This is a genomic window from Nocardia sp. NPDC047654, from assembly GCF_043205035.1.
GTDB lineage: Bacteria > Actinomycetota > Actinomycetes > Mycobacteriales > Mycobacteriaceae > Nocardia.
On record NZ_JBIDDF010000013.1, the window covers coordinates 43,022 to 64,320 of the forward strand.

Here is a 21,299-nt window from a genome sequence, read left to right on the forward strand (position 1 = left end):
TCACCGAAACGTCCCGTGGCTACGGTCGCGGCATGACTTCATCTTCTGCGGCGGCGACCCCGCCGGCCAAGTTCGAGATCTTCCGCGGCCTGCACCACCGCGACCGTCCCCTCGTCCTGCCGAACGCTTGGGACTTCGCCTCGGCCGCCCTGCTGGCCAACGAGGGATTCGCGGCGATCGGCACCACCAGCTTGGGCGTGGCCGCCGCGGCCGGGCGCACCGACGGCGCGGGCGTCACGAAGGCGGAGACGTTCGCCTCGGCCCGGCGCCTCGCGCGGCTGCCGATCCCGGTCACCGTGGACATCGAGGCCGGGTTCGACGAGCGGCCGGGCGCGGTCGCGGATTTCGCCGGACAGCTCGCGGCCTGCGGGATCGCGGGCGTCAACCTGGAAGACGGCCGCCTCGGATCGGCGCTCGCCGCGCCCGAGCACCAGGCCGCGCTGATCGCGGCGGTCAAGGAGCGCACACCGGAACTGTTCGTCAACGCTCGCGTCGACACCTACTGGCTGGGGCTCGATCACGGCTCCACCCACGATCGCGTACGCCGGTATGCCGCGGCCGGAGCCGACGGCGTCTTCGTGCCCGGCCTGACCGACCCGGCACGTATCGAGCAAGTCGTGGCGGCGAGCGAAGTGCCCGTGAACGTCCTCTATTCGGCCGATGGCCCGGGCCTCGTGACGCTGACCGAGCTGGGCGTGCGCCGGATCAGTACCGGGTCGCTGCTGTACCGGGCGGCGCTGTCGGCCGCGCTGGACGTCGCACGCGCCGTGCGGCACGACGCCTCCGTTCCGCCGGGAATCGTCAGCTACGGCGAGATCCAACGTCTCTTGCCCGCACCCGTCGAGGCTTCTCGCGGCTGTTCATCCTGAGCGAAGATTTTCGGCGACGCTGTCGATCCGCCGGGGGCCCGTTCGTATAGATGGTGCGACCGGCGCCGCGCCGGTCCCGGAAGGAGCGGAGATGAGCAAGATCATCGCGGTGGAGCACCTGACCCTGGACGGCGTCATGCAGGCGCCCGGGCGGACGGACGAGGACACCCGAGACGGATTCGCGCACGGCGGCTGGGCACACCGGCACGACGACCCGGTGCAGGCCGAGGTCATGGGCAGGCACATGGCCGCGAACCGCGGCGCGCTGCTGCTCGGCAGGCGCACCTACGAGGACTTCGCGGGATACTGGCCGCGACAGGTCGGTAACCCGATGGCCGATGCGCTGGACAAGACCGAGAAGTTCGTCGCTTCCCGCACCGGTAGCGGGCCACTGGCCTGGCAGAACTCGACATGGCTCGGCGGTGACGCGGTGACGGTGGTCCCCGAGTTGCGGCGGCGGGAACCGGACCGGAATCTGGTGGTGCTGGGCAGTGGTGACCTGTTGCGCTCGCTGATGCGCCACGATCTGGTGGACGAGTACCTCCTGCTGATCCACCCCTTGGTACTCGGTTCGGGCCGCCGGTTGTTCGACGGCGTCGCGCTGGGCGGCCTGCGGACGACCGACACGGTGACGACCGGAACCGGTGTCGTCATCACCACCTACCGGCGCGGATGAGGAGGACGACGCGATGAAGCACTATTTGCTCAGCATCTACCAGCCCGACGCGGGCGTGCCGGAGAACCTGGACGAGATCATGCGCGAACTGGGCGCGCTGAACGACGAGATGCGGGCGGCGGGAACCTGGGTGTTCGCCGCCGGTCTGCACGCGCCCGGCACCGCGACCGTGTTGCACGCCCGCGGCGAGGACGTGCTGATCACCGACGGCCCGTACGTCGAAGGCAAGGAGCACATCGGCGGGTTCACCGTCATCCGCGCCGCCGATCTCGACGAAGCGCTGGAATGGGGCCGCAAGCTCACCGCCGTCGTCGGCCTGCCCGTCGAGGTCCGTCCGATCCAGGACTGACAGATGGGCGAACCCGTGACCGGCTCGGTGATCGAAACGGTCTTCGCGGAGCATTACGGCCGCGCGGTCGCGAGCCTGATCCGCGTCTTCGGCGACATCGGCGTCGCCGAGGACGCGGTGCAGGACGCCTTCACCGCCGCCGTCCAGCGTTGGCCCGCCGACGGTCTCCCGCCGAGCCCGCCCGGCTGGATCATCACCACCGCGCGTAACCGGGCCATCGACCGCCTGCGCCGCGAGGCCTCCCGCGCGGACCGGCACGCGCAGGCCGCCCTCCTGCACGCCGAGGACGAGCCGGAGGAGGCGGTGAGCGCCGTGCGCGACGACCGGCTGCGGTTGATCTTCACCTGCTGTCACCCCGCTTTGGCGCCGGAGGCGCAGGTGGCGCTGACTCTCCGGCTGCTCGGGGGGTTGAGCACCGCCGAGATCGCCCGCGCGTTCCTGGTCTCCGAAACGACCATGGCGCAGCGCCTCGTTCGCGCCAAAGGCAAGATCCGCGACGCCCGCATCCCGTACCGGGTGCCCGCCGACGCGGACCTGCCCGCCCGGCTGCGCGCGGTACTCGCCGTCGTCTACCTGATCTTCACCGAGGGACACACGGCCTCCTCCGGCGCGCGGCTGGTCAAGGCCGATCTCTGCGCCGAGGCGATTCGCCTGGGGCGTCTCACGGCGGAGCTGATGCCGGACGAGCCCGAGGTGACCGGCCTGCTCGCATTGATGCTGCTCAGCGAGTCCCGCCGGTCCGCGCGCATCGGCTCCGACGGCTCCCTGATCCCCCTCACGGAACAGGATCGCGGCCGGTGGGACCGCGACCTCGTCACCGAGGGGCACGCGCTCGTGCGGCAGTGCCTGCGCCGCAACCGGCCGGGGCCGTATCAACTCCAAGCGGCGATCAACGCGGTGCACGCCGACGCCCCCGTCGCGGCGGCCACCGACTGGACCCAGATCCTGCACCTCTACGACCAGCTCACCGCGCTCACGCCGAATCCGGTCGTCGCTCTCAACCGCGCCGTCGCGATCGCAGAGGTAGACGGTCCGGCGGCGGCATTGGCCCTGGTGGACGCTCTCCCACTCACGGGGTACCACCTGTTCCACGCCATCCGCGCCGACCTGCTTGCCCGCCTCGGGCGCACCGCCGATGCCGTGGCCGCCTACGACGCCGCCATCATTCGCACCGAAAACGCGGCCGAACGGGATTTTCTGCGCCGGCGGCGGGACGAGTTCGGCGATGGCGAGCCGAGCCGGTAGCGGCGCGATCCGCGCTCAGGCCAGGCGGTCGCGGTGATGTCGTCGGCCTCACCGCGACCCCGCGCGCTGTCCTCGTCCGCCGATTCCCGGACGACCCGCGCCGCGGTGTCTCGATCGCCGCCCAGCCGGCGGCACGGGACCGACGCCGTCTCGCCGAGCCGGAGTCAGTGCTTGCGCACCACGCGCTCCCCTTCGCCCGGCTTCCAAATGGTGATTTCGAGGTGGTCGCCGTCGACCTCCACCGTCGACGCCCCGGTGAGATCGGCGACGTAGAAGTGGTCGAACTCCCGGCCCCGGATGTCGAAACCGGTCGCGTCGAACAGGTGCTGGGCGAAGCGGACGTGCACGTCGCGGTCGGGCAGGTCGACGACGGCGCCGAAGAGTTTGGCGTCACCGTCGGACACGTTCGTGTCCACGGTGGCGGTGTGCAGGCAAAAGCGTGGATCCCGAGCCAGATCGCGGAACTTGGTCGTACCCGGCATCCCCGCGATCACCAGGAACTCCTCGAAGACGCGTGGTTCGACCGGGCTGATCCGCGGTGATCCGTCGGCCCGGATCGTGCCGAGCATGCAGAGATTGCCCGCCGCGCGGTGCCTGCGCGCGAAGACCTCGGCGACGTGCGGTGCTTCTTCGGTGAATCGGCTCCAAGTGGTCATGCCGAGGACGGTACGGCGAAACCCTGCCGTCTCGTGTCAAGGTTTCCGGCTAGTGTCGCCTGCATGCGGGCGAGTCGGCTGGTGCAACTGCTTCTGCTGTTGCAGACCCGAGGCCGGCTCACCGCGCCCGAACTGGCCAGGGAACTGGAAGTGTCGGTGCGCACCGTCTATCGCGATGTCGAGGCCCTTTCGGCGGCCGGTGTCCCGGTCTACAGCGAACCGGGCCGGGCAGGCGGCGTCCGTCTGGTGGACGGCTATCGCACCCGGCTCACCGGCTTGACCACCGACGAGGCCGACGCGGTGCTGCTGACCGGCTTGCCCGGCGCCGCCGCCGATCTCGGCCTCGGCACCGTGCTGGCCACCGCGCAGTTGAAAATGCTCGCCGCGCTGCCGCCGGAATTGCGCGGGCGGGCGACGCGCATCGCCGAGCGGGTGCATGTCGACGCGCCGGGCTGGTTCCACCGGCCGGACGAGACGCCGACGCTCGCGACGATCGCCGACGCGCTCTGGCACGATCGCAGGCTGCGTGTGCGCTACGCCCGCAAGGATCAGGTCGTCGAGCGCCTGCTCGACCCACTCGGCCTGGTGCTCAAGGCAGGCACCTGGTACCTCGTCGCCCGCAGCGGGCACACGCCCCGCTCGTATCGGGTGGGCCGGATCCTCTCCGCCGAGACGACCGGCGAATCCTTCGCCCGCCCGGCCGGATTCGATCTGCGGACGCACTGGACCGACGCCGCCGACGATTTCGCGCGTTCGATGCTGCGCGTCCGGGCCCGCTGCCGGATCGCCGCCACCCACCTGCGGTTGCTGCGGCTGATGAACGATCCGGCGGCGGTCGCCGAAGCACTGGCCTCCTCCGGGCCGCCCGATGCCGAGGGGTGGGTGGAGGTGGTCGTGCCGTCGGAGTCCTACGAGGTGCTCGCGCACGGCCTGCTGCCGCTCGGCGAGTTCGTCGAAGTGCTGGAGCCGCCGCAGCTGCGCGCACGGCTCGCGGCGACAGCCGCCGCCATGCACGCGCGCTACTCCGCGAAGTCCGACCACCCGGGCTCGCCGGCGCGGCAACCCGGCGGGTAGGAGCGGATCCGGCGCTGATCGCGAAAGCGGCTGTCTCTCAGCGCAGCGTGCGGAAGAACTCGCGCACGTCCGCGATCAACAGATCCGGCGCCTCCATCGCCGCGAAATGCCCGCCACGATCGAACTCCGTCCACCGGACGATGTTGTGCGCCTCCTCGGCAAGCTTGCGAATGGACATGTCGCCGGGAAAGATCGCCGCCGCGGTCGGCACATCGGACTTCACCACCGGCGCGCCCCAGGCCGCGGATTCGCTGTAGAGCCGCAGCGAGGAGGCGAGGGTTCCGGTGAACCAGTACAGGCTGACGTTGGTCAGCAGCGCGTCCCGGCCCACCGCGTCGTCCGGCAGTTCGATCGCCGGGTTCGTGTATTGCCGGAACAGGTCGGCGATCCAGGACAGCAGCCCGGCGGGCGAGTCCTGCAGGCCGATCGCCAGCGTGTGCGGGCGGTTGGCCTGCACGGTCGCGTAGTCGTAGCGGGCGTAGCTCTCCGGGCCGGTCAGCGTCGCCATCCTCGCCTGGTCCTCCGGGCTGTACGCGGCCTCCGATGCGTCCGGGGACCACTCGGTGGAAGCGGACGCCGCCGTCCCCCACGATTCGCCGTCGCCGCTGTCCCAGGAGGGAATCGTGATCGGGCCGTTCACATGGAGGCCCACGACGTGTTCCCGAGCGATATGGCCCAGCTGTGCGGCGATGAAGTATCCGGCGTCGCCACCCTGCACGCCGTAGCGGTCGTAGCCCAGACGCGCCATGAGTGCCGCGACCACCTCCGCGAACCGCTCGGTCGAGCCCGCCCCCGGATCCGCAGACACCTCGGAGAACGCGAACCCCGGCAGCGAGGGAACGACCAGGTGGAACGCGTCGGCGGGGTCGCCACCGTGGGCGCGGGGATCGCTCAGCGGCCCGAGCACGTCCAGGAACTCGACGAACGACGCGGGCCAGCCGTGACCGAGCACCAGCGGCAGCGCATCCGGCTCCGGCGAGCGCACGTGCAGGAAGTGCATCCGCTGCCCGTCGACGGCGGTGACGAACTGCGGCAGCTCGTTCAGCGTCGCCTCGACGGCGCGCCAGTCGAATTCGGTACGCCAGTACTCGGCCAGCGGCCGCAGGTAGGACACCCGCATGCCCTTGTCCCATCCCGCGCCGGGCAGGTCGCTCGGCCACGCCGTCTCGGCGAGACGCCGGTGCAGGTGGTCGATCTTCTCCTGGGGGATGTCGATGCGGAAAGGGCGAATGTCCGGTTCGGTTGTCATGTCGGCCACGGTAGGAAGCGCTTAGGACGGGATCGTTCCTATCTTTCCGGCATTCTGGCGTGATGCTGGAAACGTCGGCTCGCCTGCTCGCCCTGCTGACTCTGTTGCAGACCCGTCCCGACTGGACCGGCGCCGAACTGGCCGCACGGCTCGGCGTCACCGGTCGAACCGTGCGCCGCGACATCGATCGGCTGCGCGAACTCGGCTACCCGGTGCATGCCACCCGGGGCGCCGCGGGGTACCGGCTCGGCGCGGGCGCCGCATTGCCGCCGCTGCTGCTGGACGACGACGAAGCAGTCGCGGTGGCGGTCGGGCTGCGCAGCGCCGCCGGTGGCAGCGTGACCGGACTCGAGGAGGCGTCGCTGCGCGCACTGAGCAAGCTGGAGCAGGTACTGCCGCCCCGGTTGCGCCACCGGGTCCGCACGTTGCGCGGCGCCACCCTGCGCGTCGCGGCGCCGGTGCCCGAGGTCCATCCGGACACGCTCATGGCCATCGCCGAGGCGTGTCAGCGCCACGAACGGCTGCGGTTCGACTATCGCGCGCACAACGGAGCACTGGGCCTGCGCACCGTCGAGCCGCACACCCTCGTGCACTTCAGCAGGCACTGGTACCTGGTCGCCTGGGACGTGGAACGCACCGACTGGCGCACCTTCCGGGTGGACCGGATCACCCCGCGGATTCCGACCGGCCCCCGCTGCGCACCTCGCGAGCCGCCGGAAGGCGATGTCGCGGCGTATCTTTCGATGCGGCTGTCGACCCGTGCCTGGCCGCATCAGGCGACGGTGCTCCTGCACCGCTCGGCCGATGACGCCGCCGACCGCGTGTGGCCGGGCACCGGCGTCCTGGAAGCCGTCGACGAGCACAGCTGCCGCCTGCACGTCGGCAGCGAGTCGCCGGAGCAGCTGGTGTGGATGATCACCTCGGTCGATCTCGACTTCACCCTGCTCGACGGCCCGCCGGAACTCGTCGAGACGCTGCGTGCCCAGGCCGCCCGCTGCGTGCGCGCCGTGCGCGACTTCCGCGGCGAGCGCACCGGCTAGCCGCGCCAATCCAGGACGGCGGCGAGCGATCCGAGTTGCACCGAGTCGGGGACCGCCCGCACCAAGGCGTCGCGGATCGCGACGGCGGGCGCCGACGACAGTTGCGCCACCGCGCCGATCCGGCGCGAGCGAGAGGCGATCATCCGGGTGCGCGGCCTGCGTTCCCGGTCGTAATCGGCGAGGTCACCGCCGCTGTCGGCCACCCTGGCCAGCACCACGGCGTCCTCCAGCGCCTGGCAGGCGCCTTGCCCGAGCGTGGGCATCATGGCGTGCGCCGCGTCTCCCACGAGCGCGATCCGGCCTGCCACGAAGCTCTTCGGCGTGGGCAGGTCGTAGAGGTCGTGCTTCAGCACCTCGGCGTCCCCGGCCGCGGCGAGCAGGGCGGGGATCGGGTCGTGCCATCCGCCGAACCGGGCGCGCAACTCGTCCACCCCGCCGCCCGCTTTCCCGGCGGGCATGTTCGCGGTGGCGAAGCAGTAGACGCGACCGTCCGCGAGCGGAACGTACCCGAAACGCTCACCGCGCCCCCAGCTTTCGCCCATCTCCGTGACCGGCTCACGTGGTGTGACGACCACCCGCCACGCGGTGTAGCCGCCGTAGCGGGGGCGGATCTCACCGCAGACGGTGCGTCGCACGACGCTGCGAATGCCGTCCGCGCCGACGACGATGTCCGCACCGGAGGTTCCGGCCGAGTGCACCACCGTGCCGTCGGCTCTGGCCTCGGCCACGGTGACGCCGGTGCGCAGCGCCGCCGCCGGTATCGCGGAGCGCAGGATGTGCACCAGGTCGGCGCGGTGCAGCATGACCGGGCTGCCGTACCGGGTCCGGATCGCCTCGGCGTCCATCCTGGTCAGCCACCGTCCGGCGCGATCACGGATGCCCGCCGCCCCCTGCTCGACGGCCCGTGCCCGCACCTCGTCGCCCAAGCCGAGGGCGTCGAGAGCGCGAATGGCGTTGGGCCACAGCGACAGCCCGGCGCCGACTTCGGTGATCTCGGCGGCCCGCTCGAGCACTTCGACGCGGTGGCCGCGCCGCAAGAAGGCCACCGCGGTCGCCAGGCCACCGATGCCACCGCCCACGATGAGCGCCTCGGCCATCGCTTCCCCTTTCTCCGAACCGCTCGACGAGCAGCCCTAACACGATACTACAGATGTAGTGACAAGTAGCGGGGCCGTCACCGGTATCACTCCCGCTGCCATGGCGAGCCGAATACGGATTGCTCCGGTGCCGGACTTCGTGCCTTCCCGCCGAACCATTCGGAGCGCCCGCCGCTCGCACCGCATGATCGAGGAACGCAGGGCCGAGCCGTCGCGCGAGCGCCCGGCATCGCTGAGGCCGACGCTTCTCGGGTACCGGGAAACCCGCGGCGCCCTAGAAGAACGTATGCAGCAGATCGACCACCCGGGGCGTCTGGGCGTCGGCGTCGTCGATCACCGGGATCAGGCGCCATTTGTCGAAGGCGGTGCACGGATGCGACAGCCCGAGCCGCACGACCGACCCGATGGGCAACTCCGCGGCGCCGACCGGAAGCCGGAGGAAGGCGTGCTGGTCGTTGAGCGCGGAGACCGTCGCGCCCGCGTCCAACGCACCGCCCGCGGGCCCCGCGACGCGCTGCGGAATCGGCAGCCCTTCGTCGAAAGGCAGATCGCGTTTGCCCGCGTCCAGCAGGGCGAGCCCCGGCTCAGGGCGCGAGAGGGTGCGCGCCCAGCCGTGCATCGCCGAGCGCAGCGGCCGCGCGCATCCGGGAGTCGCCAGCGGCGACATGCTCGCGTAGAAGCCGTCGTCGTGGATGACGTACGCACCCGAGCGCAGGACGACCGTCGTCGCGACACCCTGTTCGCCCTGCTCGTCGGACAGCGGGGCGAGGTATTCGAGCGCCAGCTCCGGATAGGCGCTGCCACCGGCGGTGACGACGGCCGGACCGCGGTATCGCCCCGCCGCGAGGAGTTCCCGGTGCAGGCGGGCGAGTTCGCCGAGGTAGTCACGCACCGCGCGAACGCCGCTCGCGGTGCGGTCGTGGGCGAGCGCGCCCTCGTAACCACCGACGCCGGCGAGCGTCAGCCGGGATGCCGCGCCGATCGCCCGCGCCACGGCATGCGCCTGTTCCACCGTGCGCGCACCGGTTCGGCCGTGCGGGCCGCCGAGTTCTACCAGCACCCGGATCCGCGCCGGCTGCGGGGCGGTGCGCAGGTGCGCGTCCATCAGCGCGACCGTCTCGACGCTGTCGGCCCAGCAGACGAACTCGAAGGACGGGTCGCGCGCCGATTCCGCCGCGACCCAGCGTAATCCGACCGGATCGACCAGCGCGTTGGCCAGCAGCACCCGGGCGACGCCGAACGATCGGGCCACCTGGGTCTGCCAGATGGTGGCCAGTGTGATGCCCCACGAGCCCGCCGCCAACTGGTCGGCCCACACCTGTGGCGCCATCGTGGTCTTGCCGTGCGGCGCCAACCGCACACCGGCCGCGCGCACCCAGTCGGCCATGACCGCGATGTTCGTCCGCAGGGCCGCGCGGTCGACGGTGAGCACCGGCGTCTCCAGCGAGTCGAGCGGCACAACGCCGGTGCGGAATTCCCGCACGGTCAGCCCCCAGGATTCCGGCGGCATGCCCTTGTGCTCAGGACCGATCCGGCGGTCCGCGAGCGCCGCGACGGCGGCTTCATCGATCGACACGACATTCCTTCCCGGCCCGGGGCCCTCGGCGGCTCAGCCCGAGTTGCGCAGCGCGGTGGCCAGGCCGTTCATGGTCAGCAGGATGCCGCGTTTCACCAGCTCGGAATCGTCCCCGGCGCGCAGGCGGCGCAGCAGCTCCACCTGCATCTGGTTGAGCGGTTCCAGGTAGGGGAAGCGGTTGTGGATGGACTCGGCCAGCGACGGGTTGTCTGCCAGCAGGTGATCGTTGCCGGTGATCGCGGCGTGCATGCGGACGGTGCGAGCGTGCTCGTCGCGGATCATGCCGAAGATCTGCTCGCGCAACGCCACGTCGTCCACGAGTTCGGCGTAGCGCGCGGCGATGTCGAGATCGCTCTTGGCCATCACCTGGGCCAGGTTGGACAGCACCGTGCGGAAGAACGGCCAGCGCCGGTACAGGTCCGCCAAGGTGGCCAGGCGTTGCGGGTCGCCGCCGATCCACTCCTCCAGGGCGGCGCCGGTGCCGTACCAGCCCGGCAGCATCACCCGCGCCTGACTCCAGGACATCACCCACGGGATGGCCCGCAGGTCCGCGACCGAATTCGTCGGCTTGCGCGAAGCGGGCCTGCTGCCGATGTTCAGGTCCCCCACCTCGGCCACCGGCGTGGACTGCCGGAAATATTCGACGAATCCGGGGGTTTCGTGCACCAGCCGCGCGTAGGCGGCGCGGGCGCGGGCCGCGAGGTCGTCCATGATCCCGTAGGACGGCTCGGCGTCGGCGCCGAGCCCCTCCACGTCCAGCAGGGTCGATTCCAGGGTGCCCGCGATCAGCGACTCCAGATTGCGGTGCGCGCTACCGGGTTCGGCGTATTTCGCGGCGATCACCTCGCCCTGCTCGGTGAGCCGCAGCGAGCCGCGCACCGCCCCGGCGGGCTGGGCGAGGATCGCGTCGTAGCTGCGGCCGCCGCCGCGGCCTACCGTGCCGCCCCGGCCGTGGAACAGCCGCAGCCGGATCCCGGTCTTGCGGGCGACCTCGATCAGATCCAGCTCGGCCCGGTACAGCGCCCAGTTCGCCGCGAGGTATCCGCCGTCCTTGTTGGAGTCGGAATAGCCGAGCATCACCTCTTGGCGCATGCCTTGCGCGGCGACCAGATCGCGATAGACCCCCACCTCCAGCGCCGCGGACAGTGTCGCCGCCCCCGCGCCCAGGTCCTCGATGGTCTCGAACAGCGGGACGATGCCCACCGGGCAGTTCGGCGGCCCGTCCGGCTCCCCCGGGTCGAGCAGCCCGCCTTCCTTGAGCAGCAGGGCGGCCTCGAGCAGATCGCTGACCGAGGTGCACATGCTGATGATGTAGTTCGGCACCGCGGCCGCGCCGAGCGTGTCCACCACATCCCGCGCGGCGCGCACGATGCCGAGTTCCTTGGCGGCCGACTCGCTCAGCCGTGCGTGCGGGCCGAGCAGCGGGCGGCGGGTGCGCAGCTCGGCGGCCAGCAGTTCCACCCGGCGCTCCTCCGGCAGGCTCGCGTAGTCGGAGTGGACTCCCGCCCAGGACAGCAGTTCGGCGACGACCTGCTCGTGCACTTCGGAGTTCTGCCGCAGGTCCAGACTCTGTAGGTGGAAGCCGAAGGTCTCGATGGCGTGGCGCAACGCGGCGAGGCGATCGTCGGCGAGCAAGCCGTCGCCGCTGCCCCGCAGCGAGGCGTCTATCGCGTCCAGGTCGTCCAACACCGTCTGCGGAGTCGGATAGGGCCGCGCACCGGCATCCAGTCCGTTCGGCGGAACCTCGCCGAGCGCCGCCTTCGCGGTGGCGGTCAGCCGGGCCCGAACGTGGTGCAGCGCCCGGCGATACGGCTCGTCGGCATGCGCGGCCGGATCGGGGTATCCCGTCTCGGCCAGCGCGGCGACCTCGGGCGTCACGGTGACCAGCCGGGCCGAGAGCGACAGCGTCTTCTCCAGTTCCACCAGCTCGCGCAGGTAGCGCTCGAACGCGACGCCCGCGGCGCGGAAAGCGGCCTGCCGCACGACATCGGCGGTGACGTATGGGTTCCCGTCGCGGTCGCCGCCGATCCACGAGCCGGGACGCAGCATCGGGCGTGCCAGCAGCTCGACGCCCGGCCAACGCGAGCGAAGCGCGGCGCGCACTTCGGCGTTGATCGCCGGGATCACGTCGAACAGGGTGAGGTCGTAGTAGCGCAGACCCACCGAGATCTCGTCCTGGATGCGCAAGCGGGCCAGACGGATCAGCGCGGTGCGCCACAGGCTCAGCACCTGGCGGCGGATCCGCAGTTCGAGGTCGGCCCGCTCACGCTCGTTCTCGGCGTAGCGCAAGCGCAGGCGCATCAACTCGGTGATCCGGGCCTGCGCGTCGAACACGGTGCGGCGGCGGGTTTCGGTCGGGTGCGCGGTGATCACCGGCGACACCAGCGCGTCGGCCAGCAGCTCCGCGACCCGCGACCCGTCGAGTGCCGCCGCGTCCAGTTTGCGGTAGGTGGCCGCCAGCGACGAGTCCTGTGGCGGTTCGCCCGCCGCCTCGTGCGCGGCGCGGCGTCGGTCGCGCTGGATGTCCTCGGCCAGATTGGCCAGCAGCACGAAGTAACTGAACGCGCGGATGAGCGGAAGGGCGACCGCGATGTCCACACCGTCGAGCATCTCCGCGACGGCGCTGCGCCCGACCTCCTCGCGGCGTACCCGGAACGCCTCGATGCGCACCCGCTCGATGAGGTCGAAGACCTCCGGACCCTCGTGGTCGCGAATGGTGTCGCCCAGTACGCCGCCGAGGAAACGGATGTCGTCGCGCAGCGGCCGGATGGCGTCCTGTTCGATCTCGCTCATCGATTCGCCCATGATCAGACAGTATTGCCCGCCGGGCCGCCGGGGTATGCGACGCGGCCCACACCGGCCGCGATCGGCTCAGCCGGGAAGCTGGGAGAAGCGCAGGTAATTGCCCCAGGGGTCGCGGAAGCCGCAGTCGCGTACCCCGTACGGCTGGGAGATCGGCTCCTGCGTCACCTCGACGCCGGCGTCGCGCAGCCGGGCGAAGGTGGCGTCCACAGCGTCCGTGGTGAAGATCAACGTGCCCTGCGCGCCGCTTGCCAGCCGCGCCCGCGCCGCCGCGCCGGCCGCCTCGTCCGGCACCATCTCGGGGGTCTCCAGGATGAACTCGATGCCCGGCTGCTTCGCCGGGCCGACGGTCAGCCAGCGCCCACCGGCGAACGGCAGGTCCGCCCGCACCTCGAGGCCGACCACGTCGCGGTAGAACTCCAAGGCCTTGTCCTGGTCACCGACCAGGACGCCGATGTGGGTGAGGGCGAGGTCCGCGCCGTTGCTCATGAGGATGCTCCTTGTGTTCGTCAGGGTCGGGCAACAGTACAGACGACGCACGCGCGGCTGATTCATCGGCGGCGCGGCGCGCACTGCCGCGGCCCGACCGACCGAATCTCAGCCCGCGTCTCGGACGGTGAGGTGATCCGCGCGGTGCGACAGGACCTGTTCGAGCAGCGAGACCAGCACCTCCTTCACCGAATCACGTTGCCTTGCATCACATTCCAGCACCGGGATCCAGGTATCCAGCTCCAGCGCCTCACGGACCTCGTCGAGATCGAAGCGGGTGCCGCCGTCGAAGCGGTTGACCGCCACGACGAAGGGCGTGCCGCGTGCCTCGAAGTAGTCCAGCACGGGATAGCAGTCGTCGACGCGGCTGGTGTCCACCACGATCACCGCACCGAGCGCACCGTCGACCAGGTCGTCCCACAGGAAGACGAAACGGTCCTGGCCCGGCGTACCGAACAGGTACAGCAGCAGTGCACTGTCCAGGGTGATGCGCCCGAAGTCGAGTGCGACGGTGGTCTGCGTCTTGTCCGCCCCGTGCCCCATGTCGTCCACGCCGACCGCCGCCTCGGTCATCGCCGCCTCGGTCACCAGCGGCTCGATTTCCGAGATGGCCCCGATGAACGTCGTCTTCCCGACGCCGAATCCGCCGCTGATCACGATTTTCACCGAGGACGGCATGGACGGCGTGCGTGCGTCAGAGTGCCCGGACAAGGTCCCTGATCCTCTCGATGGCGGCGGCGGTGAGCTGATCGGCAGCGCGCACGGTCACGTGTCCGGTGGCGGCCAGGTCGCTGACGACGACCTTGGCGACCCCGATCGGAACGCCCAGCGCGGTGCCGATCTCGGCGATGGAATGCGGCCGCTGGCACAACCGCACGAGGGTGCGCTGCTCGAAGCGCAGCGGTGCGGACAGCGCGGCGGGCTCGGCCCTCACCAACGTCTCGACGCGCAATCCGTCCACCAGCGGCGTGGTGCGTCCGGCGGTGACCACGAAGGGACGCACGAATCGGTCGTCGCCCCGAGCCGGTTCGTGTCTCATCGCCGCAGCGACTCACGCAGTTCGGCGATGAGCGCGGGATCCAGCAGCGCACCCGCGCGGTCGGCGAGCACCGCCATCTCGTAGCCGACCAGTCCGACGTCGCAGCCGCTGTCGGCGATCACGCCGAGACAGCTGCCGCCGCCCATGGCGGACACGAGCAGGAATCCGCGTTTCATCTCGATCATGATCAGCTTCAGGCCGTCGAAGGAATAACTGCGCGAAGCGCTTCTGGAGAGCCCGACCAGCCCGGACACCATGGCGGCGAGCCGGTCGGCGGAGGCACGGTCCAAGCCGTCGGACATGGCGATGAGCAGGCCGTCGGAGGAGACCGCGACCGCCTCTCGCACGCCGTCGGTGTCTCGGACGAAGTTGGCCAGCAACCAGTCGAACGTGTGCTGGTCGGCGCTCGATATGTGGGTGGTCACCGGATCTCCTCTGCCATGGTCACTGCGGGTGGGAATTCGTGGGCCGCGCGGGCGCGGTCGCGTTCGGCGGCGTGCCGCGCGGGCGCGCCACGCTGATGCCCTGACCGGAAGGCCGACAGCATGCCGCGGATCTGCTCTGGTGAGCGCTCGACCGCGGGGGTCGGCTCCGGCGGGGGAACCGTGCCCGGACGAACGCCGGTCGTGGCGGCGCGCGCCTTCTTGTTGCGTTTGACCAGACCGTTCGCGGTGTGCCGCACGGAAGGTTCGTCCGCGGCGGAGCGCGCCGCGGCGCGGTGTGATTCGGCAGCGCCTACGCCGGCCGCCGGCTCGGATCGTGCGGAAACGAACTGCGGGCGGGCCGAAGACCCCGCCTGAACCGCTCTGTGAACTTCCGCGGGCGGACGTGACATCGGTGAACTCGAATCGCTCTGCCCGGCAGAGCGGGGCGCGGGCGCACGCGGGTCACCCGGCTGTTGCGGCTCCGTCTCGAGCATCCCGGGCGGCAGCGTCAGGCGCGCGACGATGCCACTCACCGGCGAGGCGCTCAGTTCGACCGCGATGCCGAGCCGCTCGCCGAGCCTGCCGACCACGTAGTGGCCGAGATTGCGGGTCGGCGCGACGACGAAATCCTGCTCGCCGCGCAGTCGCGCGTTGGCCAGAGCCAAGTGGTCCGGGGGCATGCCGACACCGTGGTCGACCACCGCGAGCAGGTATCCGTTCGGTCCGGCACGGCCGTAGATCTCCACCTCGAGATCCGGCGGGGAGAACGCCAGCCCGTTCTCGATCAGCTCGGCGAGCATGTGTGCCAGCTCGCTCGCCGCGGCGCCCGCGACCAGGACATCGTCCATCCGGCGCAGCACCACCCTGCGGTAGTCGTCGACCTCGGACAAGCCGGCGCGGATCACGTCGCTGAGCGGAATCGGCTCTGCCCAGCTGCGCGGACTGGCCTCGCCGACCAGCACGAGCAGGCTCTCGGCGTTGCGACGCATCCTGGTGGCGAGATGGTCGAGGTCGAACAGATTCGACAGCGCCTTGGGATCGAGTTCTTCACGCTCGAATTCGCTGATCAGCCCGAGCTGGCGGCGCACGAGGTTCTGACTGCGCCGCGCCAGGCTGACCATCGACTCGGTGGTGTTGCGGCGCACCAGCGCCTGCTCGGACGCGAGGTCGAACGCGGTGGATTGCACCCGATTCAGCGCTCGGGCCACGGCGGCGATCTCCACGCCCGCGCCCGGCGGCGTCCGCACCGGGGCGGGCGGGTCCGGCGGCCTGGCGTCGTCGCCGGTGCGCCAGGCCGAGATCACATCGGGCAGCCGTCTGCTCGACACGTCGTCGGCGTCCGCGGCCAGCGTGGCCAGCGGCCGGACGATCGCGCGCATCGCGGCGACGACCAGCGCCACCTCCACCGCGATCGCCGCCAGCGCGGCGAGCACGAACGCGCCGAGAACCAGAGCGGCGTTGCGCCGCAGCGCCTCCGCCCGCTGCCGGACATCGTCGCCGACGGCCTGCTGCACACTGCGCTGCTCATCGATGACCGCGGTCATCCGGGCCCACCAGGTGATCGGATCGACCGATCGTGCCAGCGGTCCGGCGCCGGCGGCGATCGCGATGTTCTCCGACTCGGCGGCCGCGATCGCGTCCGCACCGTCCAGCACGGCGTCCAAGCGCGCCTGCTGGGCCGAGGTCGCGTCACGGGCGAACGCGGCCAGACCGGCCAGCTTGGCCGCCCGGATGTCGAGGAACTGCACGTATTCACCCGGCCCGAAGGCGTCCGCGGCGAAGACGCCGTTCAGGAAGCCGCGTTCGCGGGCGGTCTGCTCCTTCGCCTCACCCAGCGCGTGCAGGGCTTGCAGCCCGTGCCGGATCGCCGGATCGGCAGCCTGGTCGAGGCCGAGGGACAAGCGGTTCAGCCCATCGATGGCGTCGGTGTAGAACTGGAACGCCGCCTGCCGGGATGTGCGCCGCTCATCGATCCCCGAGCGGATCACGTCCAGGTCGGTGAGCGGCCGAGCGGCCGCCCGCACCCGCTCCGCGCCCGGCGGGCCGTCCGCCGCAACCTGCCGCAACGTGCGCAGGGCGCGGTCGACCGCGCCGCGCTGGTCGTCGACCGGCTGCCGCAAGCGCTGGTCACCACCGAGCAAGCCATTGGTCAGGCCGCGCTCGCGCTGCGTCTCGTGCACGAGATCCTGCACAGCCAGCGCCAGCGACACCGCGGCCACCGTGTTCCGGCTCTCGCGGTACGCGCCTATCTCGCGCGCGACCATCCCGCCCAGAAGGGCGAGCACCAGAACGAGCGAGACGACGAGAATACGAGCCAGCTGCCCGCGAATGGTCTGCGGGCGCACGATTCGCCCGCCCGGCACTCGGCGTTCACCGTCGGGAGCGCGGAGCGGGACAACCGTTGTCCCCCCGGAATTCTCCGGTCGTCCACGTGACCGCACCCTCTGCTCCTCCGATCAGCCGCCGCGCCTGCTCCACAGCGAGCACACGGAAATCAAGGGCAAACTGTCACAGGGCCACCGCGCCGTCAACGCGAAAATAGGACAAATCGGACAGTGTGCGGACTTCTAAACACACTGGCAACGAAGAGTTACGAGCACGACAAACCGACCTCCCGCGGGCACGCGAGCGGACGCGGGATCCGTTGCTCATACCCGCCTTCGTCCGCCGCGAAACCCTCGGGCTCGACTCCGATACAGCGGACGGACGCGCGGCGCAGTCATCGGCGGCGAGGCCCACGTTCCGGCCGGCGCCGAAGCGCCCGCGCCACGGCTCAACCCGCGCTTCTGGCGACGAGGTGATCGGCCCGGTGCGACAGCACCTGTTCGAGCAGTGCGACCAATACGTCTTTGACCGAATCACGCCGCCTGGCATCGCATTCCAGGACGGGGATCCAGTCCGCGAGTGCGAGCGCCGCACGCACCTCGCCGAGGTCGGCGTCGGCGTGGTTGACCGCGACGACGAAGGGCGTGCCGTGTTGCGCGCAATAGTCCAGCACGGCGTGGCAGTCGTGGACGCGGCCGGTGTCCACCACGATCACCGCGCCGAGCGCACCGTCGGCCAAGTCGTCCCACAACCAGTCGAGGTCATCCGCACCCGGGGCGCCGAACAGGTACAGCAGCAAGGAGCTGTCCAGGGTGATTCGCCCCACGTCGACGGGGACGGTGGTCGGCCTCCAGTCCGCCCCGCGCTCCGGGTCGTCCACAACGAGGATCGGCTCGGTCGTCTCCGCCCGGGTCACCAGCGGGCCGATTTCGGAAACGGCTCCGACGAAGGTCGTCTTCCCGACGCCGAGACCACCGCTCACCACGATCTTCACCGAGGACGGCAGGGTCGGCGTTCGCGTGTCGCAGTGCCAGGACAATGGCGCTGATCCTCTCGATGGCAACGGCGGCGCGCACATCACGTGTCGGGCGGCCCGGTCGCCGACGACGGCGGCCGGCCCCGATCGGGACTTCCAGCGCGGTACCGATTTCGGCGATGGAAGTGCGGCCGCCGGCACAGCCGCACGAGGACCTGGTACCCGTCTTCGCCCGCCGCGAAACCTCGCGGCGCGACTCTGATACAGTCCGGCGCGACACACCCGGAGGGCAAGAGGGCTGGATGGCGCACCGAATTACGTTGGTTCCCTTGGCATTAGCACTTGTGCTCGGAGCGGCTGCCTGCGGCGACGAGTCCGGCGGGGCACCGGCGACCACCACCCCGGCCGCGAGCACCGTCACCACGCTGTTCGACCCCTGCACCGGCATCCCCGACACCGCGCTGACGAGCGCGGGCCTCGATCCGGCGAGCAAGCAGGTCGGCGTCGGCGGGGTGAAGCAGCCCGGCTGGGAGATCTGCGGTTGGAAGGGCGCCGACTTCACCCTCGGGGTGTTCTCCAACGGCATGTCCGTGGCCGAGTTCGAGCGCAAACCGGGCAATGTCGACTTCCAGGACGTCACGATCGGCGGGCGCTCCGGACGCCAGTTCCGCGTCGACGACGCCGCCAAGGATCAGATGTGCGACGTGCTCTTCCCCGCCCGCCAAGGCCTGCTGCAACTGACGCTGGTCAACAAGACCGCGGACCAGAATCCCTGCGACCGCCTCGCGACCGTCGGCGAAGCGATCGTCCCCGCCCTGCCCAGATGAACAGCCTTCGGCCTCACCCCGCGAGGATGTCGAGCACCCGGTCGGAGGCGTAGAAGGGCGCGAGGCGTTCGCGGATCAATCCGGCCAGAACGCCTTCCCGCTTCGCGCTCTCGATGACCGCCGGTCCGTACCGCAGGATCTCCGCGGCGATATCGTCACCGGTGAGACCGAGTTCGGGCAGCATGGCCGCCAGGGTGTAATCGCCGTACTTGGTGAAGAACACCTCCACGCACTCGTCCAGCAGCAGGCCGAAGTACTCCTTCTCGCGCGTGGTGACGGCGATTTCGTAGCACAGCAGCACCAGTTCGTTGAGGTCCTTGCGGCTGAGGTATTCGCGCAGACCGCTGACCGGTTCGTCGGCGTGCAGATCCCAGAACTCCATCGCGGCGGCGTGCACCGGCGCGTCGCGCAGCATCTCGCGGATGGCGTTGTTGGTGCGCTTGAGCGCGAACAACGCGCCCTTGCCCGCAAGGTCGCCGACGAACGTGCCGTCGGCGGCCTTCTTGGCGCGATTGGCCGCGGACTGGCCCAGCGACATCAGCGAGGAGACGCCCGGGATCTTCTCCGCGCGCTCGCGGTTGGCCTGCATGAAGTCGTTGATCAGCTTGTCCACGAATTTCGACGCGACGGTGGCCACCAGCGGGCTCTCGGTGAGCCGGTCCAGGATGCGCTCCTGCGCCTGGTGCATGCCGAAGATCTTCTCCAGCAGCGCCTCGACCGGCTCGCGCTCGACCACCTCGCCGAGGGTGTAGTCGTTGTTGGTCGCGATGTGGTCGTAGATGGAGTCGGCGAACACACCGACCATGTCGGCGAACACCGGACTGCCGCCGATCAGCTCGACGATGGTGCGGACGGTCTGCTTGGCCTGCTCGACCTCGACGACGTCCCGGAAGACGATCGTGTCGGCGACTCCGAGGACCGCCTCGGTGTCGCGCGCGATCACCTCCGCGAAGCGCTCGCCGGTGACCTCGGCGAGCAGGAATTCCACCTGGGCGTCCAGTAGCCGTTCGGCGATCTCACGCGGCTCGCTCATCGAATTCCACCCATCACTCTTCATCCGGCGCGCCCGGCCCGGTTCACGTCTGGTGCGGCTCGGCGTCGTTGCCGTGCAACGATTCCCGGATCCGGTCCAGTCGCTCACGCGCGGCCTTCTCGCGTGCCTGCCATTGTTCGTCCGCGCCGCGGCCCGCTGGAGTCTGCCGGTCGAGTTCGCCCATCCCCTGCGCGGTGCCGTAGCGCTGCTCGACCTTATCGCGAACTGACTCGAAAGTAGGAACACCGGCGACCGAATATCCGCCGCTCGGGGCGGTGCCGGGCATACCCGGCGGCGGTACCGGTACCGCCGGTACCGCGGAACCGCCGCCTACCTGGCCGGATACCTCCGACCCCTGCCCTGGGAGCGCGGTGCCGCCGGCCGGGGTGGTAGGAGTCACATCCCCGGCGGTACCGGTATCCCCCGTCTCCACAAGCCCCAGCAACGCGGCGTGGACCGCCGCGAACCCGGGACGGCCCGCTGTGGCGACCAGCAGGACACCTGCCAATTCCGCGTCGGACAGCCCGCCCAACCGGCTCGCGATATCGCTGTTGTCACTCATACCGCCAGGCTACGCAGCCACGACCGCGCCGCACGTGGTTCACGACCGGACGAGTGCGCCCGCCCAGTCGCGCACGAGGTCGTACCAGGCCGAGCCGCCGACGACGATCAGATCGTTGTGCCCGGCCCCGGGAAACACGACGAGCCGTTTCGGCTCCAGCGCGGCGGCGTAGAGACGGTGCGCGTGCCGCAGCGGCAGTAGCTCGTCCTGGTCGCCGTGCATGATCAGCACCGGAGCGCGCAGCGTGCGAATGCGGCGTTCGTTCGGATAGGCGTTCGGCACCAGGGGCGCGGGCAGGAACGGATACACCGAACGAGCCGCGTCGCGCAGACCGCTGAAGGTGGACATCAGCATGACCCCCGCGGGCGGATGGTGCTGCGCCAGCTCGAGCACGACGCCGCCGCCGAGGGACTTGCCCAGGTACAGCACACGATTCGGATCGACACCCGGTTGCGCGAGCAGCGCCCGGTGCGCGGCGTGCGCGTCCAGGTAGGTGCCGTGCTCGGTCGGTTTGCCGGTGCTGCGCCCGTACCCGCGGTAATCGAAGGCCAGCACGTCGAAACCGGCCTCGGTGAGCAATGCGTAGATCGGCACCCGGTCGCCGAGGTTGCCCGCGTTGCCGTGCGCGAAGAGGATGTGCCCGACCGAGTTCCGTGCGGGCATCCACCACGCGTGCACGATCTCCCCGTCCGAGGTGGGCAGGGCCAGCTCGGCGTACTCCATGCCGAGCAGCGCCGGGGTCTGCAGCACCGTCCGCTCCGGCAGGTAGGTCAGCGCGTTGAGGATCGGACGGGCCGGGTGTCGCATGCCCATGTTCTTACTCCTGGAAGTTCGAGGCCGCGTCAGGCGGGTGGCGCGGCTCCGTGTTCGACGCGCACGCGCCGACCGCCACCGCGCCCACCGGAGGAGAAGCATCCGCGAACGTCACCGTTCGCCGTCCGGGAACGGCTGATCGAGTGACCCGAGAACGACGAGACCGTGCACCCACAC

Annotated in this window: 21 protein-coding genes; 7 read left to right on the forward strand and 14 right to left on the reverse strand. The window is 70.7% G+C overall.

Going from position 1 to position 21,299, the window contains the following annotated elements; translation table 11 throughout:
• The first annotated feature begins 32 nt into the window (after nucleotides 1–32).
• From ACGF7Y_RS26735 to ACGF7Y_RS26750, 4 genes are all read left to right on the forward strand, one after another.
• Nucleotides 33–869 (forward strand): isocitrate lyase/phosphoenolpyruvate mutase family protein, encoded by an 837-nt coding sequence (locus ACGF7Y_RS26735; protein ID WP_393238022.1) that lies wholly within the window; start codon nucleotides 33–35, stop codon nucleotides 867–869.
• A gap of 91 nt (nucleotides 870–960) precedes the next feature.
• Nucleotides 961–1,545: a dihydrofolate reductase family protein gene (locus ACGF7Y_RS26740; RefSeq protein WP_393238025.1), complete on the forward strand. Its 585-nt coding sequence runs from the start codon at nucleotides 961–963 to the stop codon at nucleotides 1,543–1,545.
• Between the two features lie 13 nt (nucleotides 1,546–1,558).
• The gene (locus tag ACGF7Y_RS26745) at nucleotides 1,559–1,894 is read left to right on the forward strand and encodes a YciI family protein (RefSeq protein WP_393238027.1); all 336 of its coding nucleotides are present in this window, start codon (nucleotides 1,559–1,561) and stop codon (nucleotides 1,892–1,894) included.
• A 3-nt stretch (nucleotides 1,895–1,897) separates the two neighbouring features.
• On the forward strand, nucleotides 1,898–3,139 hold the full coding sequence (locus ACGF7Y_RS26750) for an RNA polymerase sigma factor (protein WP_393238030.1): 1,242 nt from the start codon (nucleotides 1,898–1,900) through the stop codon (nucleotides 3,137–3,139).
• A 164-nt stretch (nucleotides 3,140–3,303) separates the two neighbouring features.
• Here ACGF7Y_RS26750 and ACGF7Y_RS26755 read toward each other — a convergent pair whose 3' ends face one another.
• Nucleotides 3,304–3,795, reverse strand: a complete 492-nt coding sequence (locus ACGF7Y_RS26755) for a pyridoxamine 5'-phosphate oxidase family protein (protein WP_393238033.1) — start codon at nucleotides 3,793–3,795, stop codon at nucleotides 3,304–3,306.
• A gap of 63 nt (nucleotides 3,796–3,858) precedes the next feature.
• Between ACGF7Y_RS26755 and ACGF7Y_RS26760 the strand changes: the two genes are divergently transcribed.
• The gene (locus ACGF7Y_RS26760) at nucleotides 3,859–4,869 is read left to right on the forward strand and encodes a helix-turn-helix transcriptional regulator (protein ID WP_393238035.1); all 1,011 of its coding nucleotides are present in this window, start codon (nucleotides 3,859–3,861) and stop codon (nucleotides 4,867–4,869) included.
• 37 nt (nucleotides 4,870–4,906) lie between these two features.
• Here the strand turns inward: ACGF7Y_RS26760 and ACGF7Y_RS26765 are convergent, their stop codons facing one another.
• A complete protein-coding gene (locus ACGF7Y_RS26765; protein ID WP_393238037.1) occupies nucleotides 4,907–6,118 on the reverse strand; it encodes an epoxide hydrolase family protein in 1,212 nt (403 codons plus the stop codon).
• Nucleotides 6,119–6,180: 62 nt separating this feature from the next.
• On the opposite strand from ACGF7Y_RS26765, the gene ACGF7Y_RS26770 reads away from it, so the two are divergent.
• Complete coding sequence (locus ACGF7Y_RS26770; protein WP_393238040.1) at nucleotides 6,181–7,158, forward strand: helix-turn-helix transcriptional regulator; 978 nt, start codon at nucleotides 6,181–6,183, stop codon at nucleotides 7,156–7,158.
• On the opposite strand, the gene ACGF7Y_RS26775 is transcribed toward ACGF7Y_RS26770, so the two are convergent.
• The 9 genes from ACGF7Y_RS26775 to ACGF7Y_RS26815 all read right to left on the reverse strand — a co-directional run bounded on the left by ACGF7Y_RS26775 (nucleotide 7,155) and on the right by ACGF7Y_RS26815 (nucleotide 17,896).
• Nucleotides 7,155–8,255, reverse strand: a complete 1,101-nt coding sequence (locus ACGF7Y_RS26775) for an FAD-dependent monooxygenase (RefSeq protein ID WP_393238043.1) — start codon at nucleotides 8,253–8,255, stop codon at nucleotides 7,155–7,157. The two genes, ACGF7Y_RS26770 and ACGF7Y_RS26775, sit on opposite strands and share 4 nt — an antisense overlap.
• A gap of 274 nt (nucleotides 8,256–8,529) precedes the next feature.
• Complete coding sequence (locus ACGF7Y_RS26780; RefSeq protein ID WP_393238046.1) at nucleotides 8,530–9,831, reverse strand: amino acid deaminase; 1,302 nt, start codon at nucleotides 9,829–9,831, stop codon at nucleotides 8,530–8,532.
• 33 nt (nucleotides 9,832–9,864) lie between these two features.
• Entirely contained in the window at nucleotides 9,865–12,636 is a 2,772-nt protein-coding gene (gene ppc, locus ACGF7Y_RS26785) for a phosphoenolpyruvate carboxylase (protein ID WP_393238049.1), read from the reverse strand.
• A gap of 66 nt (nucleotides 12,637–12,702) precedes the next feature.
• On the reverse strand, nucleotides 12,703–13,122 hold the full coding sequence (locus ACGF7Y_RS26790; protein ID WP_393238052.1) for a VOC family protein: 420 nt from the start codon (nucleotides 13,120–13,122) through the stop codon (nucleotides 12,703–12,705).
• Between the two features lie 108 nt (nucleotides 13,123–13,230).
• The gene (locus tag ACGF7Y_RS26795) at nucleotides 13,231–13,779 is read right to left on the reverse strand and encodes an ATP/GTP-binding protein (protein ID WP_393238422.1); all 549 of its coding nucleotides are present in this window, start codon (nucleotides 13,777–13,779) and stop codon (nucleotides 13,231–13,233) included.
• Between the two features lie 37 nt (nucleotides 13,780–13,816).
• Entirely contained in the window at nucleotides 13,817–14,161 is a 345-nt protein-coding gene (locus ACGF7Y_RS26800; RefSeq protein WP_393238055.1) for a DUF742 domain-containing protein, read from the reverse strand.
• A complete protein-coding gene (locus ACGF7Y_RS26805; protein WP_393238425.1) occupies nucleotides 14,158–14,574 on the reverse strand; it encodes a roadblock/LC7 domain-containing protein in 417 nt (138 codons plus the stop codon). The genes ACGF7Y_RS26800 and ACGF7Y_RS26805 overlap by 4 nt, the downstream gene beginning before the upstream one ends.
• An 8-nt stretch (nucleotides 14,575–14,582) precedes the next feature.
• Nucleotides 14,583–16,949 (reverse strand): nitrate- and nitrite sensing domain-containing protein, encoded by a 2,367-nt coding sequence (locus tag ACGF7Y_RS26810; protein ID WP_393238058.1) that lies wholly within the window; start codon nucleotides 16,947–16,949, stop codon nucleotides 14,583–14,585.
• Nucleotides 16,950–17,359: 410 nt separating this feature from the next.
• Nucleotides 17,360–17,896, reverse strand: a complete 537-nt coding sequence (locus ACGF7Y_RS26815) for an ATP/GTP-binding protein (RefSeq protein WP_393238428.1) — start codon at nucleotides 17,894–17,896, stop codon at nucleotides 17,360–17,362.
• Between the two features lie 320 nt (nucleotides 17,897–18,216).
• On the opposite strand from ACGF7Y_RS26815, the gene ACGF7Y_RS26820 reads away from it, so the two are divergent.
• Nucleotides 18,217–18,714, forward strand: coding sequence for a DUF3558 domain-containing protein (locus ACGF7Y_RS26820; protein WP_393238061.1), 498 nt, complete (start codon nucleotides 18,217–18,219; stop codon nucleotides 18,712–18,714).
• 13 nt (nucleotides 18,715–18,727) lie between these two features.
• Here the strand turns inward: ACGF7Y_RS26820 and ACGF7Y_RS26825 are convergent, their stop codons facing one another.
• Genes ACGF7Y_RS26825 through ACGF7Y_RS26835 form a run of 3 tightly spaced genes read right to left on the reverse strand, consistent with a single transcriptional unit; the run spans nucleotide 18,728 to nucleotide 21,122 of the window.
• Nucleotides 18,728–19,747, reverse strand: a complete 1,020-nt coding sequence (locus ACGF7Y_RS26825) for a hypothetical protein (protein ID WP_393238064.1) — start codon at nucleotides 19,745–19,747, stop codon at nucleotides 18,728–18,730.
• 43 nt (nucleotides 19,748–19,790) lie between these two features.
• Nucleotides 19,791–20,309, reverse strand: a complete 519-nt coding sequence (locus ACGF7Y_RS26830; RefSeq protein WP_393238067.1) for a hypothetical protein — start codon at nucleotides 20,307–20,309, stop codon at nucleotides 19,791–19,793.
• A gap of 39 nt (nucleotides 20,310–20,348) precedes the next feature.
• A complete protein-coding gene (locus ACGF7Y_RS26835; RefSeq protein ID WP_393238070.1) occupies nucleotides 20,349–21,122 on the reverse strand; it encodes an alpha/beta hydrolase in 774 nt (257 codons plus the stop codon).
• Nucleotides 21,123–21,299 lie beyond the last annotated feature (177 nt).

Excerpts from the sequence above, each read along its gene's own strand:
- ACGF7Y_RS26765 (WP_393238037.1), bottom strand. The coding sequence starts at position 6,118 with ATGACAACCGAACCGGACATTCGCCCTTTCCGCATCGACATCCCCCAG.
- ACGF7Y_RS26770 (WP_393238040.1), top strand. The coding sequence starts at position 6,181 with ATGCTGGAAACGTCGGCTCGCCTGCTCGCCCTGCTGACTCTGTTGCAG.
- ACGF7Y_RS26830 (WP_393238067.1), bottom strand. The coding sequence starts at position 20,309 with ATGAGTGACAACAGCGATATCGCGAGCCGGTTGGGCGGGCTGTCCGAC.
- ACGF7Y_RS26835 (WP_393238070.1), bottom strand. The coding sequence starts at position 21,122 with ATGGGCATGCGACACCCGGCCCGTCCGATCCTCAACGCGCTGACCTAC.
- ACGF7Y_RS26745 (WP_393238027.1), top strand. The coding sequence starts at position 1,559 with ATGAAGCACTATTTGCTCAGCATCTACCAGCCCGACGCGGGCGTGCCG.
- ACGF7Y_RS26800 (WP_393238055.1), bottom strand. The coding sequence starts at position 14,161 with ATGAGACACGAACCGGCTCGGGGCGACGACCGATTCGTGCGTCCCTTC.
- ACGF7Y_RS26755 (WP_393238033.1), bottom strand. The coding sequence starts at position 3,795 with ATGACCACTTGGAGCCGATTCACCGAAGAAGCACCGCACGTCGCCGAG.
- ppc (WP_393238049.1), bottom strand. The coding sequence starts at position 12,636 with ATGGGCGAATCGATGAGCGAGATCGAACAGGACGCCATCCGGCCGCTG.
- ACGF7Y_RS26735 (WP_393238022.1), top strand. The coding sequence starts at position 33 with ATGACTTCATCTTCTGCGGCGGCGACCCCGCCGGCCAAGTTCGAGATC.
- ACGF7Y_RS26775 (WP_393238043.1), bottom strand. The coding sequence starts at position 8,255 with ATGGCCGAGGCGCTCATCGTGGGCGGTGGCATCGGTGGCCTGGCGACC.
- ACGF7Y_RS26760 (WP_393238035.1), top strand. The coding sequence starts at position 3,859 with ATGCGGGCGAGTCGGCTGGTGCAACTGCTTCTGCTGTTGCAGACCCGA.
- ACGF7Y_RS26790 (WP_393238052.1), bottom strand. The coding sequence starts at position 13,122 with ATGAGCAACGGCGCGGACCTCGCCCTCACCCACATCGGCGTCCTGGTC.
- ACGF7Y_RS26750 (WP_393238030.1), top strand. The coding sequence starts at position 1,898 with ATGGGCGAACCCGTGACCGGCTCGGTGATCGAAACGGTCTTCGCGGAG.
- ACGF7Y_RS26740 (WP_393238025.1), top strand. The coding sequence starts at position 961 with ATGAGCAAGATCATCGCGGTGGAGCACCTGACCCTGGACGGCGTCATG.
- ACGF7Y_RS26825 (WP_393238064.1), bottom strand. The coding sequence starts at position 19,747 with ATGAGCGAGCCGCGTGAGATCGCCGAACGGCTACTGGACGCCCAGGTG.